This window comes from Sungkyunkwania multivorans (genome assembly GCF_042675645.1).
Taxonomy (GTDB): domain Bacteria; phylum Bacteroidota; class Bacteroidia; order Flavobacteriales; family Flavobacteriaceae; genus Sungkyunkwania; species Sungkyunkwania multivorans.
Genome location: NZ_JBHTJH010000004.1, coordinates 847431 through 862054, shown reverse-complemented (window position 1 = coordinate 862054; position 14624 = coordinate 847431). Strand labels below are relative to the sequence as shown.

Here is a 14624-nt window from a genome sequence, read left to right as displayed (position 1 = left end):
ATTGCATATTTCTTAACTCAAATTCCAAAAAGTGATATTTATTGAATATTTCGCTTTTTTAAGGTGTATTTATTAAATATTTCATACTTTTTTGTGAAGCTCTGACGTTGCCATTCCGTAATCTTTTTGTTAAATTTGTGCGCCGCTAATTTTGACGCTCTATGCAAATACACTTTGACACCCAGAAAGACATTTCCTTTGAAGATTTCAAAGCACAGGTGCTGAATGACTATAAAATAGCCGTTACAAGCCGCGAGTGCAGCTTGCTTGGGCGAAGAGAGGTGTTGACTGGCAAGGCAAAGTTTGGAATTTTTGGAGATGGGAAGGAAGTGCCACAGCTGGCCATGGCAAGAGCCTTTAAAAAAGGTGACTGGCGTTCTGGATATTACAGAGACCAGACGTTCATGATGGCGATTGGAGAACTGAGCATTGAGCAATTCTTCGCTGGTCTTTATGCGCATCCAGATATTGAGGTCGAGCCTATGTCTGCAGGAAGACAAATGGGAGGTCATTTTTTAACACAAAGTATCAATCCTGATGGTACATGGCGTGATCTCACCGAGCAGCGAAACTCTAGTGCCGACATCTCTCCAACTGCAGGGCAGATGCCACGTCTATTAGGCTTGGCACAGGCTTCCAAGATCTTCAGGAATGTCGCAGGTATCGATTCCTCCAAGTTTTCAAACAATGGAAACGAAGTCGCTTGGGGTACCATTGGCAATGCCAGCACAAGTGAAGGGCTGTTCTTTGAAACCTTCAATGCGGCAGGAGTGCTTCAAGTACCAATGATCATCAGCGTTTGGGATGATGAATATGGAATTTCGGTACATGCCAAACACCAGACCACCAAAGAAAATATTTCAGAAATCCTAAAGGGTTTCCAAAGAAATGAAGATCAGGATGGCTATGAGATCATTCGAGTTAAGGGCTGGGACTACCCTTCCCTGATCGATACCTATCAAAAAGCAGGGGAATTGTCTCGTAGAGAACATGTTCCCATCCTCATTCATGTGCAGGAGCTTACGCAGCCGCAAGGACATTCGACTTCTGGATCGCATGAACGTTATAAGAGCGAAGAACGTCTATCGTGGGAAAAAAAGTTCGACTGTAACCTGCAGATGCGCAATTGGATGATAAACAATGGGCTTGCTACTGCCGAAGAGCTCAGCGCCATCGAAAAAGATATCAAGAGGAAAGTACGAGAAGGAAAAAAAGACGCTTGGACGGCCTTTCTGAAACCTATAAAAAAAGAACAGCAAGAGGTGATTGCGCTACTTGAGGCACTTGCAAATAAGAGCGTTAACCGTAACTTCTTGAACAAACTGAAGCACGACCTTATCTCCATCGATGAACCTGGTCGTAAAGATGCAGTAGGAATCGCTAGGAAGGCCTTGCGGTATCTCACCACGGAAGACTTGCCTGAAAAGAAACAACTGCAGCATTGGATCGCGCGCTTCTTTGAAAAAACACAACCGAAATATAGCTCTCATCTTTATAGCGAAAACGAAAATAGGGCAACGAACATCGCTGCAGTTGCCCCTAAATATGATGACGAACCACAACTTGTTGATGGTCGCATTATTCTAAGAGACAACTTTGATCGTCTATTTGGTAAGTATCCCAATACCCTGATTTTCGGAGAAGACGCCGGAAATATTGGTGATGTCAACCAAGGCCTGGAGGGGCTGCAGGCAAAATATGGAGAATTGCGAATTGCAGATGCTGGTATTCGTGAAGCAACCATTTTAGGACAAGGTATCGGAATGGCAATGCGTGGACTCAGACCGATTGCGGAGATCCAATATTTGGATTATTTGCTGTACGCCTTGCAGATAATGAGTGATGACCTCGCTACCTTACTTTATCGCACCGTTGGCAAACAAAAGGCGCCGCTGATCATTAGAACACGTGGACATCGCCTGGAAGGCATCTGGCATTCAGGATCTCAGATGGGTGGCATCGTTCATCTTTTGAGAGGAATGCACATCTTAGTCCCTAGAAATATGACAAAAGCTGCCGGCTTTTACAATACGCTTTTAGAGAGCGATGAACCGGCCTTGATCATCGAATGCCTTAATGGCTATCGATTAAAGGAAGCATTACCCAATAATCTTGGCGACTTTAGGACTCCGATCGGTCTTGTGGAGACGATAAAAGAAGGTACGGATATCACCTTGGTTTCCTATGGATCAACGCTTCGAATCGTAGAACAAGTAGCCAAAGAACTGCTCGAGGTGGATATCGATGTCGAAGTTATTGATGTGCAGTCATTACTTCCATTCGACCTTGACCATAATATTGTAAAAAGTATACAAAAGACCAATCGCCTCTTGGTCATAGACGAGGATGTGCCTGGTGGCGGAAGTGCCTACATCTTGCAAGAGATCTTGGAAAAACAGGGAGGCTATCAATATCTGGACAGTGCGCCGCAGACCTTGTCCGCACAACCGCACAGACCTGCCTATGGAACTGATGGTGACTACTTTTCCAAACCCAATGCCGAAGATATCTTTGAAAAGGTATACAGCATTATGCATGAGGTTTCTCCGAAAAGATATCCCAAATTGAGATAATACTCAATACGTCCAAAAAAGGGGTCAAAGATTCAACTTTGATGCTCCAGTGATGGTCAATTCGCTATCTTCTATCAATACGATCAACTGCAGTTCATCATTTTCCTTTACCATGGTCGGCATCGCTATTCTTGAAGTACCCGAGGGTCTCACCGGCTCGTATGATTCAGCGACAACGATATGCGTGTTTTTAAGCTTTCGGTTACGATTTTCGCCTCTTTTTATATCGGTCGTGCGCTCTTTGATGACCAATACAGTTCTGATCTTCTTATCAGAGAGCTCCCCTCTGACCTTATAGCTCATCGATAATTCATCACCGTTCTTTTCTGCGGACAAAATATCGATCCGGTTCTCCGAGGGAATCGCCATATATGCTTCGATCCTAGGAAGAAGCTTCTTTCGATCAGAACCCACGAAATGCTCTTTCCCATTCACCACTAATTGAGGTGTATAGATACTGGATGCATGAAACTTTTGTCCATAGCGGCGTTGTTTTTCCGTATAGCTAGCCTTGCTATATGGGTCTTGCCAGCCTATGTAATTCCAATAATCCACATGATACGACAATACGAAGACGTCTTCTTTCTCATAGCGTTCCGCCACTTCATCGAGCAAGGCATCTGCTGGAGGACAACTACTACACCCTTGAGAAGTGAATAGTTCTAAGACGACCATGGGATCGAAGTTATCAGATTTGTTGTTTGGTATTAAATGACTTGCTGACATCATCGCCACGACAATTGCCATCAAAAACGTTAAAAGTACTTTTCGCATGCTAAATGTTTTATACATTTGAAGTATGATTTTCTCTCAAAAGCTTACAGTACTTGGTTGTTTTTTGATAATTTTTAGCTTTTGTACCACTAATTCACAAGAGGTGGCAGTGCTAAAATATGGTGGCGGGGGCGATTGGTATTCCAACCCAACGGCCTTGCCCAATCTCGTGAAATTTTGCAATACCAATATCAACACCAAGATCGATGAACGCATACAAACAGTAGATGTTGGTAGTATCGATCTTTTTCAGTTCCCCTTTGTTCATATGACCGGACACGGAAACGTTTATTTCTCAGATGAGGAAGCAGAAAATCTTAGAAATTATCTCATCTCTGGTGGTTTCCTTCATATCGATGACAACTATGGGATGTATCAGTACATTGAAAAGGAGCTGAAGAAGGTATTCCCTAACAATGAATGGATCGAACTCCCGGCGAGCCATCCCATCTTCGACCAGAAGTTCCGATTTGTCAATGGGCTTCCAAAGATACACGAGCACGATGGTCTACGACCTCAGGCCTTAGGAATAATTCATGAAGGCCGTCTTGTATTGCTTTTTACTTTCGAAAGCGATCTTGGAGATGGATGGGAGAATCCCGAAATTCATAACGACCCCGAGGCGGTCCGACAAAAAGCACTTCAAATGGGTGCAAACATTGTACAGTATGCCTTTGAGAATTAGATCAGGTATACGTTAAACCTTAAAGTCTTCATACGATAGCACAGCTTGATCACTACAACAGCAAATTTGAGGAACGTCTCTTTCCTATTGTACTGTTGGCCGATAATGTTAGGATGGCCGCAAATGTGGGCTCACTCTTTAGGCTCGCAGATGCCTTTGGCGTGACAAAGGTCATTTTCTCAGGCATCAAGGCCGTAGAATTCAATGCGAGAATGCGAAAAACGGCAAGAGGGACCGAAAAGAATATCCCATATGCATGTATCAAAGATCTCACTCGATCGATCGCCGATCTAAAAGAGCAAGGCTATTCTGCGATCGCTATTGAAATTACCAGCAGCAGCATACCGGTACATCGATATGATTTTACAAAACATGAAAAGATCGCATTGGTCTTGGGTGGCGAAAATCACGGAGTTTCAACATCCGTCTTGCAAGAATGTGATAGCATCGTTCACATAGATATGTTTGGAAAAAACAGTAGCATGAACGTCGCACAAGCTGCCAATGTCTGTCTTTATGAGATCACTAGGCAATGGATGGATAGAATTTGAATAGGAATTCCTATCTTGGTCGTAACGATCTTATATCACCAATAACTAATCATTAAAAGATCACTACCATTTATGAGTGCAAGAGTCATTGCAAATGGAATTTTGAGAGCCGTTGCTGTAATTTTCAGCGTCTTTCTTTTGGGGTATTTCCTATATGAAATTCGATCGGTCCTTGCCTATATTGCGATTGCGGCCGTTGTATCCCTAATAGGACGACCCATTGTATTATTTCTTAGAAGGAAATTGAAGTTTAGGAATACGCTGGCAGTGATCGTAACGATGACCCTACTCTTCGGAATTCTCTCTGGCCTGATCCTCATGTTTATTCCACTGGTAGTAGAACAAGGGCGTAATCTTTCGCTTTTGAATATTGATGAATTGAAAGGAAATATTGAAGACCTATATAGAGAAGTGACCGATTACTTTGCCATCAGCAGTATCGATATAGAGCGTTCTATCGAAGAGTCCAATATCCTTTCTAAGTTGGATTTCTCAGCCATTCCTGATTTTCTTAATACCGTAGGAAGCACGCTTGGCAGCTTTACCATTGGGCTATTCTCTGTATTATTCATTTCTTTTTTCTTTTTAAAGGACAGCAAACTGTTTGAGCAAGGCATTATGGTCTTCGTCCCCGACAATAAGGAATCACGCCTACAAAAGTCTTTCAACACCATCAAGGATCTGCTTTCAAGGTATTTCATAGGACTTGTTTTTCAAATATTGATTCTATTTGTGATCTATACGATCACTTTGTTGATCTTCAGAATAGAGAATGCCGTGGTGATCGCTTTTTTATGTGCACTACTGAATCTTATTCCATATATCGGGCCGCTTGTCGGTGGTTTCTTGATGCTCATTTTGTCGATGACCAGTAACTTGGGGGAGGATTTCAGTTCGGTGATCCTGCCAACCACCATTTATGTAATGATCGGTTTTATCATTGGGCAGCTTATCGATAATTTCTTCAGCCAACCCTTCATATTTTCCAATTCGGTCAGATCCCATCCTTTGGAGATATTTCTGGTGATCATTATCGGAGGATTGCTGTTTGGAGTTATTGGAATGATCGTAGCCGTACCGGCCTATACTGCCATAAAGGTCATCCTAAAAGAGTTCTTGGCCGATAATAAGATCGTCAAATCGTTGACCAAAGACCTCTGATGCCCTTTAATAAGCACATCTTAGATAACGCCAATCAATCCTTTATCGACGCACATTTAAAAACAGACATCAGTTTGCTGGCGCTCAAAAAGCCTAGCTTAGCTCACGTTTCTATTCACGAGATCATCGAACAGATACAGTCAAAAATAAAATGTGAGAAAAAGCTTCCCACCTGGTACCATACGAAGAATATCTATTACCCAAAAAAGCTTTCGATAGAGCAGTCCTCGTCAGAATTGACGGCCGCTTACAAGGCCGATTTGATGCAGGGCAAGAGACTGATCGATCTTACAGGAGGGTTTGGGGTGGACTCCCTTTATTTTTCCAAGACCTTCGAGTCGGTCATCCATTGCGAGATCAATGAGGAATTGTCCGCCATTGTTTCTCACAATTTTAAGCAACTTTCTGTAGACAATGTAGAAACGGTAGCTATTGATGGTCTAGAGTATTTGAAAAAGACGACAGTATCTTTTGATGCTATCTACGTGGACCCCGCGCGAAGAGACGATATCAAAGGAAAGGTTTTTAAGCTTAGTGATTGCTTTCCTGATGTGGTGGCCCATTTGGACCTCCTATTTTCGCATAGCGACCATATCTTGATAAAGACCTCTCCTATGTTAGATGTCAAAGCCGGAATGAGGGAATTGTCCCACATAAAGGAGATCCATGTGGTTGCCGTGCATAATGAGGTCAAAGAACTGCTCTGGCTGTTGCAAAGGAAAATAACGACCCAACCACTCGTGAAAACAATAAATATCAAGAAAAGTGGTGAGGAGCACTTTAGTTTTTCGCTGGCAGATGAAGCTGAAACGACTCCGCGATATTCTGTACCCAAACAATATTTATACGAACCTAACTCGGCGATCATGAAGGCTGGGGCCTTCAACATGATCTGGACTTCGTATCATTTGGAAAAATTGCATCCCCACACACATTTGTATACTTCTGACGAGCTAGTAGATTTCCCAGGGCGGGTCTTCCACATAAAAGAGGTGCTTCCGAACGAAAGGAAGTTCTTAAAGAAAAAATTGAAGAATTTAAAGGCGAATGTCACCGTCCGCAATTATCCTGAAAGCGTGGCGGCCGTAAGAAAAAAGATTGGAATTAAAGATGGAGGCGACACTTTTCTGTTCTTTACAACGAACAAGGAAGGTAAAAAGATCGTACTAATCTGCGAAAAGGTTATTTGAAAAGGGTCATTTATCCTTTTGGCTATCTCTGATCGCTTTCATTGCCTTTTTGAGTTCATCAAAATGCAATTTTTCCGCGATTCGTTTTTGCTCTAGTTCTAAGAAGATCTTTAGGGCATCGGACTCGTGGTATTCTTCGCTGATCTTTCGTTCAGCTAAAAGTTGTGCGATGTCCAATTTCTTATTCGTCATTGAGCTCGTGTTCTACCTCCTCTAACTTTCTATTAAGGTCTTCGCCGGTAAAGTCTAACATCGCTTTGAAAACAACGGTATCGTCCTTCTCGGGCATGATGTTCGCTATATTGGTCACCATTCCCACATCCCTCTTCAGTACAGGAAGTTTGGAAGATATGGAGGAAAGCTTGGCAATGCTTGTTTTGATGCCGTTGAAGTAATAGACCACCGCCACAGAGATCACGATCGACAGTGACACTATCGAAACATAGTAGGCTGTTTTATTGAAATCTTGGGCATCCCACAAGCTCCAAGTGATAAAATAGATGGAGGTGAACAAAAAGGCAAGTGCTCCCAAGATAAAACTGAATTTGATCTTCCGCACATCCCTGCTCCTAGAACGAAATCCAATATATGAAGCCGCCCGAATAAGTAAGATAGTGCAGAACAGTAGTGATATTGGAAGGCCAAGAGAAAATAAGAACGCCTGAATATTAATAAATCCAAATATCCTATTATCAACTCTCGCCTGTTGCAATTCCTTATATACGAAAGAGGTAGTCAACTCTTGTTCCTTATAGGAATTAAAGAGAGCTACGTCTTCCTTATTCAAGACATAGCCCTCCCTTAAATCATCTATTTTTAAAGAAAGAGCTTCACGCAACTGCTTTCGCTCTTCCTTTTCTATTTGGTAAACATTTTCAGCTTTCTCCAATGCGTCAGACTTGTCACTGAACAGCATCTGCACAAAAGGCGCTGTTGTTCCTAGTATAGCAACGAAAACAATAAAAAACGAGATAAAATTGATCTTACTCGTCTTCCCCTCCTTGGCCTCCTTGTTTAGTGGGATCGATGTTCTCTTTATCTGTTCCATAGAGCTCTATTTGGTCTTGATAATCGTCATCTGCTGTATCAGTACACGATACTAATACATTGAATGACATTAAAAATATTACGATTCCGAACAACAATTTTTGTAATTTCATGATAATAAGGTTAAATGGTTACTAATTTAAGTTCCCTTAAAGTTAAGTAATCACAACCAAAAAAATATCATGTCCTTGACAAAAACAGCAATTCTTATATAAGTGGCTTTTTCAAAATGTCTGAAAAAGCTACCTGACTGTTCCTTATAAATATAGAATTTTTCTTAAAAATGAAGGTGTTACCATGGTCTTTTTTCGATGAAGTAAAAGAATAAAAAGACTAAGTAACTGAAAAACAGAAATTTAGAATATTTTCATTTATGGTCAACTATATAAGTGACCTTGCCATATCCTTAAAAGGACGAATACATCTCGATCAAACCGTTACGGAATACATCTTTTCTCTCAGTTCTTTGATCTTAGCATCATTCATATACTCATCAAAAGTCGCATATCGGTCGATCACACCAGAAGGCGTCAACTCTATCACTCTATTTCCCACGGTTTGCGCAAACTCATGGTCATGCGTGGTAAGCAACACCGTCCCCTTGAAGTTCTTTAGCGAGTTGTTAAAAGCGGTGATCGATTCCAGATCCAAGTGGTTGGTGGGCTCATCGAGCATGAGCACATTTGCACGAAGCATCATCATCCTGCTGAGCATGCAACGAACTTTTTCACCCCCACTTAATACACGAGACGTCTTTAAGGCTTCTTCTCCACTGAAGATCATTTTCCCTAAAAATCCTCTAACATACACCTCTTCGCGCTCTTCTTCGGTGGTAGCCCATTGTCTCAACCAATCGACAAGCGTCAGATCATTCTCAAAAAACTCAGAATTGTCAACCGGCAAATAGGATTGTGTGGTGGTAACACCCCAAGAATATTTTCCAGCGTCAGCCTCCTGTTTGCCGTTGAGGATCTGGTAGAATGCGGTCGTCGCTCTTGAATCTTTAGAGAAGACCACAACCTTATCTCCTTTGTTCAAGTTGATATCAACATCCTTGAAGAGCAGGTCGCCATCCACGGAGGCGGTCAACCCCTCCACATTTAGTATTTGGTCTCCAGCTTCTCTTTCCCTTTCAAAGATGATCGCAGGATAACGGCGGCTAGAAGGTCGGATCTCTTCGACATTCAACTTTTCGATCATCTTCTTTCTCGCCGTGGCCTGTTTGGACTTCGCCACATTCGCGCTAAATCGTGCGATGAATTCTTGTAGTTCCTTCTTTTTCTCCTCGGCCTTTTTGTTTTGCTGCGCCCGCTGTCTGGCCGCTAACTGACTGCTTTCGTACCAAAAGGTATAATTACCAGAGAAATGATTGATCTTTCCAAAGTCGATATCGGAGATATGTGTACAAACCGCATCCAAGAAGTGACGGTCGTGTGACACGACAATGACTGTATTGTCATAATTCGCCAAAAAATTCTCTAGCCAAGTGATGGTCTCATAATCCAGGTCGTTGGTGGGCTCATCCATGATCAGCACATCCGGGTTTCCAAATAGAGCCTGCGCTAAAAGAACACGGACCTTCTGTTTGCTATCAAGGTCACCAACATTGGTATAATGAAGATCTTCCTTTATTCCCAAATTGGAAAGCAGTGCCGCCGCTTCGCTATCGGCATTCCATCCATCCATCTCTTCGAACTGCACTTGCAACTCCCCTATCTTCTCGGCATTCTCATCAGAATAGTCGGCATACAAGGCATCGATCTCCTTTTTAATACTGTAGAGTGTCTTGTTTCCCATGATCACCGTCTCTAGAACCGGAAAATCGTCATATGCGTAGTGATCTTGTTCCAATACAGACATTCGCTTGCCTGGCTCCAAATGTACATGTCCCGACGTAGGGTCTTGCTTTCCTGACAATATCTTGAGAAATGTCGATTTCCCTGCGCCATTGGCCCCAATGATGCCATAGCAATTTCCTTGAGTGAAGGTTACATTTACTTCATCAAAAAGGACTCTTTTACCAAATTGTACGGATAGATTATTAACTGATAGCATCTATTTTCTTTTAACTTCTAAAATTACGCTGCAAAAGTAGTCATTTGCCTTAAAAAAAGATTGATTCTATGGGTTTTTTAGGCTTTAATTTAACAGCGTATTAACAGCAGTATTTGGATGAAGCGTTTAGATTTGTTTTAAAGAAAAATTATTTGGCTTATCCACAGAGATGAGACAACACTATATGAAATATCTATACGGAATACTTCTATCTCTCCTCATCATTGGTTGTGGCAACAACCGTTCTTCCAATGATACTGCTACTTATTTTGGCGGACATATCATTAAACCCAACAGTAAATTTGTACTTCTATACAAAGATGAGAATCTCGTCGATTCTATAGAACTTGATGATAACAATCGCTTTATCATCACCTTGGATTCTGTCGAAGATGGCCTGTATAATTTTTATCATGAGCCTGAATATCAATATGTACATATTGAAAAAGGGGATAGTGTTCTTATGAGACTCAATACCATTGAGTTTGATGAATCCCTTGTTTTTTCTGGTAAAGGTGCTGTGAAAAATAATTTTCTTATCGATATGTATTTGATGCATGAGAAGGAAGACCGCTACATCAACGGATTGTATTCGCTTCCTCATGATCAATTCAGTAAAAAAATAGATTCTCTTTATAGCATCAAGCAAGAGAAATATAACGATCTGGTCGCAAACAATGACCTCTCTGATCATGCTACAAAGATAGCAAGGGCCACTGTAGACTGTCGTTATTATAGTCTGAAGGAACGGTATCAATATCTTCACAGGAATAAACTTGGTCTGGACCATTTCGATGTTATTCCTAAGGATTTTTATGCTTACAGGAAAGATATCAATCTTAATGATAAGGAACTTAGCTACTTCAGGCCTTACAGAAGATACCTTCTAACACATATCAGCAATTTGGCCTATAACCATTGTGCGCAAGAGATCTCTAGTGATAACACCCTAAATTATAATACCAGACGCTTGGAGTTGATCGATAGCATGCTGAAGATCGACGACCTCAAGAATGACCTCTTAAGATACGTTGCCTACGAATTTATGTTGGAGAATCAGGACATCGACCAAAACGAGACCTTCTTGATCAAGTTTTTCAAGACATCGACAAGTAATAAGCACGATCAAGAGATCAATCAATTGTACCATAGCATTAGAGCCATGCAGCCTGGACAAAAGCTACCTTATGTGCGGATTGCCAATGCTGGTTCTAATATCACGGATCTAGACAAAATGCGTTCGGACAGAATAACGGTCTATTATTTTTGGTCGCTAAAACAGAAACGCCACATGAAGAATGTGCTTAGAAAGGTGAAAAAGTACAAAAAGCAGTATCCCACTGTGGACTTCGTAGGCATTAATCTGGATGGTGATCACGGTGCCTGGTTAAAAGGCTTAAGTGATTATCAATTGGACGGTGAAGACCAATTACGTATTACCGACTATGATAAAACGAGTAAAGACCTCGTGATCAATAGCCTTAACAAACTCATCGTTGTAGATGGCCAAGGAACGATCGTTGAAGGTTTTGCCAACATTCACGACCTAAATCGTTTAAAGGTCTTTAGGGAAAACGATATGGTCGCAAAAACATACTAATGAAAAAACCACTTATCGATAAGTGGTTTTTTATGAATCAATAAAATTTCCCGGTTGCTTCTCCTGTTTTAGTTTCCTTTCTTATAATCTGCCAAGAACTTTTCTAGTCCGATGTCGGTCAAAGGATGTTTTAAAAGTCCAACGATCGAAGAAAGCGGCCCTGTCATCACATCAGAACCTAACTTGGCACATTCGATCACATGCATTGCATGACGCACTGAAGCGGCCAATATTTGCGTTTCAAAACCATAGTTATCATATACCTCTCGGATATCTGCGATCAGTCCAAGACCATCAGTGCTAATATCGTCCAATCGCCCGATGAAGGGTGATACATAGGTTGCGCCTGCTTTTGCCGCTAGCAACGCTTGGCCAAGTGAGAAGACCAAGGTACAATTGGTCTTGATGCCTTGGTCGCTGAAGTACTTTATCGCCTTTACACCATCTTTGATCATGGGCACCTTTACAACGATTTGAGGATGTAATTCTGCAAGGGCCTCCCCTTCTTTTACGATGCCTTCGAAGTCGGTAGCGATCACCTCTGCCGAAACATCGCCATCGACGATCTCGCAGATATCAACATAATGTTTAAGGATATTGTCATGGCCGGTAATTCCTTCTTTGGCCATTAGGGAGGGGTTTGTTGTGACTCCGTCCAAGATCCCGAGCTCCTGTGCTTCTTTGATCTGGTCTAGATTTGCCGTGTCGATAAAAAATTTCATTCTTTTTTGTGTTGTTTATATGTAAAATTCTATGAAGACAAAGCTACATTAAAAAAATGGGAGCTAGGAAAAATAAAAGGTAGAAAATCGCTGAGTTTGGGGTACAAAAAAAGGCAAGCTACCTACATCGCACCGCTACAACCTAATACCCTTGCTGCGTTCCCGCCCTGGGGGATTCAAAGGGAGCTGGTCGTGTAGGACTTGCCGACTGCAAAGATACGACCCTTTTTATATTTGTCCAACGATTTTTAGGTCTTAATTTTATTGAATACCTTGCTCAAAATAAATTGTTCACATGAAGTTTTTCAATCTGTTCATACTGTTCATATTAACCATCGTACTCGCCAATTGTGGTGGAGATAAGAAATCTAAAATATCGAGTTTTACAATTGAGCTGGTGGGAAAGAAAAGCAGCTTTCAATTAGGAGAGTCTGTATCACTGGAGATAAAGAATCCGAAGGGAAAGACCATCGATTCGGTACAGTTCAGTCTTGAAGGTAGAAGCATCCTAGAAACCTTTAGTATTACCGACCAAAAATTAGGAGAAAAGATCTTGACGGCCACGGTATTTTCCGAAGGCAATGTTGAAAAGACCACAAAAAAAGTGACACTACTATCGAACACGGCCCCTAAGATATACACCTTCCATGTATTGAATGAATTTCCGCACGACCGAGATGCTTTCACACAAGGCCTGGAGTTCTATAATGGTTATCTCTACGAAGGAACAGGGCAACGCGGAAGATCCTCCTTGAGAAAGATCGATCATACCAAAGGAGAGATCCTCAAACAAGTAGCCCTATCTGAGCGCTACTTCGGTGAGGGCATCACCATCCTCAATGATAAACTATATCAACTTACCTGGCAATCGAAGACCGGATTTGTATATGACCCAGAAACCTTAGAAAAGCTATCTTCTTTTGCCTATGGTAAGAGCAGAGAAGGTTGGGGCCTGTGCAACGATGGCAAGGTCATCTATAAATCGGATGGAACCGAGAAGATATGGACCTTGGACCCTGAGACCTTGGTGGAAAAAGGATTTATTCAAATTTATACCAACAAGGCGAAGATAAAAAGTGTGAACGAGCTAGAATATGCCAATGGGAAGATCTATGCCAACATCTGGCAGAAGAACGGTGTGGCCGTCATAGACCCCTCCAATGGTGCGGTGGAAGCGGTTGTAGACTTTAGCGCCCTTAAGAAAAGAGTGACGCAGCATGACAATTTGGATGTGTTGAATGGCGTAGCGTACAACCCAGATACGAACACATTTTTTGTCACCGGCAAGAACTGGGACAAGTTGTTCGAGGTGGAGATTGTAGTGGAATAGCGCTAACAAGGGAAAACTGCTTTTGCCAGTTTTGGACATTGGCAAGCAAAGAAAAAATAAACTAGCCTAGGATTTAAGTCCTAGGTATGGTGGTCTGATTCACATCAAATCTACATTACAAATAGAGGATTTAGCATATGTAGAGCATTTCACAATAAAAAAAGCCTGATAAATTTCAGGCTTTTTCTATATAAAATGTAAAATGCATTGCTATTCCGCCTCGCTCTTGATCACCAATCTAAATCCTTCACCGTGGATATTTAGTATCTCCACGAGATCATCCTTTTTAAGGTACTTACGAAGTTTGGCAATATACACGTCCATACTTCTCGAGGTAAAGTAATTGTCGTCCCTCCATATCTTGGTCAAGGCCAATTCTCTAGGCATCAGATCATTTTCATGTAGTGCCAATAAACGTAACAATTCGTTTTCCTTCGGCGACAGCTTTATCGGCTCTTCGTCTTTATAGGTAAGGAAGCGCAGTTTGCTGTTCAGGTGGAAATTCCCTATCTGAAATTCAAATTGTTTGCTGTCTGCCACAGAATCATTGGCTTTTCGCTGCATGATCGCCTTGATCTTAAACAACAGCACTTCGCTGTCGAAAGGCTTATTGAGATAGTCATCTGCTCCAACCTTATATCCTTTGAGCACGTCTTCTTTCATGGTTTTGGCCGTCAAAAAGATGATCGGCACGTCGGCATTGCGTTCTCTTATCTCTTTGGCCAAGGTAAAGCCATCCTTATAAGGCATCATCACATCCAAGATACAGAGATCATAATTGTCTCTCTTGAATTTTTCAAATCCCTCCATGCCATTCTTCGCAAGAACGACATCAAAATCGTTCATCGATAAATAATCCTTCAATACGGTCCCAAAATTTGGGTCGTCCTCTACAAGTAAAATTTTCTTATTAGCTGTTTCCATAATTCTTTTTCA

The 14624-nt window shown here is 41.7% G+C and carries 14 protein-coding genes and 1 other RNA gene; 7 read left to right on the top strand and 8 right to left on the bottom strand.

Features of this window, described 5'->3' with window-relative positions:
- Nucleotides 1–161: 161 nt before the first annotated feature.
- A complete protein-coding gene (locus tag ACFQ1M_RS06775; RefSeq protein WP_386405805.1) occupies nucleotides 162–2573 on the top strand; it encodes an alpha-ketoacid dehydrogenase subunit alpha/beta in 2412 nt (803 codons plus the stop codon).
- Between the two features lie 24 nt (nucleotides 2574–2597).
- On the opposite strand, the gene ACFQ1M_RS06770 is transcribed toward ACFQ1M_RS06775, so the two are convergent.
- Entirely contained in the window at nucleotides 2598–3347 is a 750-nt protein-coding gene (locus ACFQ1M_RS06770) for a DUF1223 domain-containing protein (RefSeq protein WP_386405802.1), read from the bottom strand.
- 25 nt (nucleotides 3348–3372) lie between these two features.
- Here ACFQ1M_RS06770 and ACFQ1M_RS06765 point away from each other — a divergent pair, with 25 nt between their 5' ends.
- From ACFQ1M_RS06765 to ACFQ1M_RS06750, 4 genes are all read left to right on the top strand, one after another.
- Nucleotides 3373–4032, top strand: a complete 660-nt coding sequence (locus ACFQ1M_RS06765) for a DUF4159 domain-containing protein (RefSeq protein WP_386405799.1) — start codon at nucleotides 3373–3375, stop codon at nucleotides 4030–4032.
- Nucleotides 4033–4127: 95 nt separating this feature from the next.
- Nucleotides 4128–4583, top strand: coding sequence for a TrmH family RNA methyltransferase (locus tag ACFQ1M_RS06760; RefSeq protein WP_386405796.1), 456 nt, complete (start codon nucleotides 4128–4130; stop codon nucleotides 4581–4583).
- Between the two features lie 72 nt (nucleotides 4584–4655).
- Nucleotides 4656–5744 carry an AI-2E family transporter gene (locus ACFQ1M_RS06755; RefSeq protein WP_386405793.1) on the top strand — a complete coding sequence of 363 codons (1089 nt, stop codon included), beginning with the start codon at nucleotides 4656–4658 and terminating at the stop codon, nucleotides 5742–5744.
- On the top strand, nucleotides 5744–6934 hold the full coding sequence (locus ACFQ1M_RS06750; RefSeq protein ID WP_386405790.1) for a THUMP-like domain-containing protein: 1191 nt from the start codon (nucleotides 5744–5746) through the stop codon (nucleotides 6932–6934). The genes ACFQ1M_RS06755 and ACFQ1M_RS06750 overlap by 1 nt, the downstream gene beginning before the upstream one ends.
- A 6-nt stretch (nucleotides 6935–6940) precedes the next feature.
- On the opposite strand, the gene ACFQ1M_RS06745 is transcribed toward ACFQ1M_RS06750, so the two are convergent.
- From ACFQ1M_RS06745 to ACFQ1M_RS06730, 4 genes are all read right to left on the bottom strand, one after another.
- Entirely contained in the window at nucleotides 6941–7126 is a 186-nt protein-coding gene (locus tag ACFQ1M_RS06745; RefSeq protein WP_386405787.1) for a hypothetical protein, read from the bottom strand.
- Nucleotides 7116–7982 carry a hypothetical protein gene (locus ACFQ1M_RS06740; RefSeq protein WP_386405784.1) on the bottom strand — a complete coding sequence of 289 codons (867 nt, stop codon included), beginning with the start codon at nucleotides 7980–7982 and terminating at the stop codon, nucleotides 7116–7118. Before ACFQ1M_RS06740 ends, ACFQ1M_RS06745 begins: the two co-directional genes overlap by 11 nt.
- Nucleotides 7918–8094 carry a hypothetical protein gene (locus ACFQ1M_RS06735; protein ID WP_386405781.1) on the bottom strand — a complete coding sequence of 59 codons (177 nt, stop codon included), beginning with the start codon at nucleotides 8092–8094 and terminating at the stop codon, nucleotides 7918–7920. The genes ACFQ1M_RS06740 and ACFQ1M_RS06735 overlap by 65 nt, the downstream gene beginning before the upstream one ends.
- A gap of 316 nt (nucleotides 8095–8410) precedes the next feature.
- Nucleotides 8411–10036, bottom strand: a complete 1626-nt coding sequence (locus ACFQ1M_RS06730) for an ABC-F family ATP-binding cassette domain-containing protein (protein WP_386405778.1) — start codon at nucleotides 10034–10036, stop codon at nucleotides 8411–8413.
- 184 nt (nucleotides 10037–10220) lie between these two features.
- Between ACFQ1M_RS06730 and ACFQ1M_RS06725 the strand changes: the two genes are divergently transcribed.
- A complete protein-coding gene (locus ACFQ1M_RS06725; RefSeq protein WP_386405775.1) occupies nucleotides 10221–11636 on the top strand; it encodes a TlpA family protein disulfide reductase in 1416 nt (471 codons plus the stop codon).
- Between the two features lie 68 nt (nucleotides 11637–11704).
- Here ACFQ1M_RS06725 and fsa read toward each other — a convergent pair whose 3' ends face one another.
- Both fsa and ffs read right to left on the bottom strand, forming a co-directional pair.
- Nucleotides 11705–12358 carry a fructose-6-phosphate aldolase gene (gene fsa / locus ACFQ1M_RS06720; RefSeq protein ID WP_386405772.1) on the bottom strand — a complete coding sequence of 218 codons (654 nt, stop codon included), beginning with the start codon at nucleotides 12356–12358 and terminating at the stop codon, nucleotides 11705–11707.
- A gap of 108 nt (nucleotides 12359–12466) precedes the next feature.
- An RNA gene (gene ffs / locus ACFQ1M_RS06715) (signal recognition particle sRNA small type) lies at nucleotides 12467–12565 on the bottom strand.
- Nucleotides 12566–12653: 88 nt separating this feature from the next.
- Between ffs and ACFQ1M_RS06710 the strand changes: the two genes are divergently transcribed.
- Nucleotides 12654–13688, top strand: coding sequence for a glutaminyl-peptide cyclotransferase (locus ACFQ1M_RS06710; RefSeq protein ID WP_386405769.1), 1035 nt, complete (start codon nucleotides 12654–12656; stop codon nucleotides 13686–13688).
- 210 nt (nucleotides 13689–13898) lie between these two features.
- Here ACFQ1M_RS06710 and ACFQ1M_RS06705 read toward each other — a convergent pair whose 3' ends face one another.
- Nucleotides 13899–14612 carry a response regulator transcription factor gene (locus ACFQ1M_RS06705; RefSeq protein ID WP_386405766.1) on the bottom strand — a complete coding sequence of 238 codons (714 nt, stop codon included), beginning with the start codon at nucleotides 14610–14612 and terminating at the stop codon, nucleotides 13899–13901.
- Between the last annotated feature and the right edge of the window lie 12 nt (nucleotides 14613–14624).